Source organism: Alkalibacterium olivapovliticus (assembly GCF_003003275.1).
GTDB lineage: Bacteria > Bacillota > Bacilli > Lactobacillales > Carnobacteriaceae_A > Alkalibacterium > Alkalibacterium olivapovliticum.
Genome location: NZ_PVTO01000068.1, coordinates 1 through 1,600 on the forward strand (window position 1 = coordinate 1; position 1,600 = coordinate 1,600).

Consider the following 1,600-nt stretch of genomic DNA (forward strand, 5'->3'; position numbering starts at 1 on the left):
TCGTTCTTGGAAAAATTGGGAATTTTTCTACAAAATAGTGCGTTCTCGAAGTAGATTTTAACTAAATGAACCTTCTTACGATTCTCTTGTTTGTTTGAAGGCATACTTCTCCCTTGTAGACGATTGATTCAAAAAATTAACGTGATGACTGATTTAAATCCATTGACTGGATCGCCGTAGGCGCTCGAAGACCCTATAGAATTCAGTTTGATACACATGATAACTCGACAATTTTAGATAGGCTCGCCTGCCTGTTTGCACAAGTTTGCCAGCGACTTTAAGGAATGTTAGTCGGATGGAATGAATAGTCATCCCTTGGTTCTTTTTATCAAAGCCGATAGTCTTTAGACAGTTGATGAGGTTGTATGCAAGCAGACTAATCATCATTCTGACATGATTTTCTAAGAAGCGTGGACTATCTGTTTTATCGAAATAAAAGCCACCTTTCGCTTCTTTGATGAAATTCTCCATTGTCCCTCGCTTGCCGTAAAGAGAGAATATGACTTCAGGTGAGACATTATCGGATAGATTAGTCACAATGAATGCGTGTTGAAAGAGGAGTTCTCCTGCTTCACAGATTGATCGAATACAGACACAACGGGGTTTCGACCATGATTGTGCTTGATAAGGCATTGAAAAATACTGAACTTCCCGATCTTCCCATTTTTGGTTATCCCCGTAAAGAACGGATTGCTCAGCTAATTGACTTAACCTCCGATTGTTCTTTAATCGGATCACATACTGACTTTCATTTTCTTCACAAGACTCATACACCTCTCGTGTTGCGAAGCCGCTGTCCCCACGAACCAATATGTCAGTATTCGGTATGGATTCATTGTAGTGGTGTAACAATGGGTCGATAAAGGCTTTCACCCCTTTAGATGTGTACTGATTACCTGAACGCAGTTCAGCTTTTAAGAAATCTCCAGTCAGTCCGTCAAAGGCAACTAATGGGTGGTAGCCGTAGGTTTGATAATGTGCATTATAATCTGTTTGTTCTTGATGGCCAAAGGTATCTGAATGAGTGGAATCGAGATCAATGATTAACTCGGTGTCATTGCGAATCAAACGCGCTTTATCAATGAGCGACTGATTTAATGATTGTAATTGACCCACATTTTCCGTGGTGAAACGATCCAGAAACCGTGAAATTGACGATTGTGAGGCTAATTGTTTTCTGCCTAACACCATTTGAAAGACTGGATCCTGTCGTAACAGATTAGCTGACGAGTCTGCCGAATAACCAGCAATCAGTTGCATAATGAGCTGTTCTAATATCGCTAAATTATCATGCGTGTAGTAAGCACGGTTATCTTTAATGTCCAGAAGTGATTTTGCCAAATCAGAAAACTTGAAGGTATCCATTACTTCTTTAACTAAGACTAAACCCGAATCACTCGATAAACGACCACCTGTATGCGAAATGATGATGTTTGAATTGAATTTTACCTGGTTTTTGTGTAAGCTAATCATGAAGAGAACTCCTTTCTTATGGTTGGTTTAGACACCTTTACCATATCAGAATGGGGTTCTTTTTTCATCACTTAACAGGTGAAAATGAAAAAGTAAATTTAAGCTGCCGTTAGGCAGTTGGCACATG

Annotated in this window: 1 protein-coding gene; it reads right to left on the minus strand. The window is 39.6% G+C overall.

All coding sequences use genetic code 11. The annotated features are described in order from the left end of the window. Positions 1 to 153: 153 nt before the first annotated feature. Entirely contained in the window at positions 154 to 1,473 is a 1,320-nt protein-coding gene (locus CLV38_RS13530) for an IS1380 family transposase (RefSeq protein WP_106196510.1), read from the minus strand. Between the last annotated feature and the right edge of the window lie 127 nt (positions 1,474 to 1,600).

Excerpts from the sequence above, each read along its gene's own strand:
- CLV38_RS13530 (WP_106196510.1), bottom strand. The coding sequence starts at position 1,473 with ATGATTAGCTTACACAAAAACCAGGTAAAATTCAATTCAAACATCATC.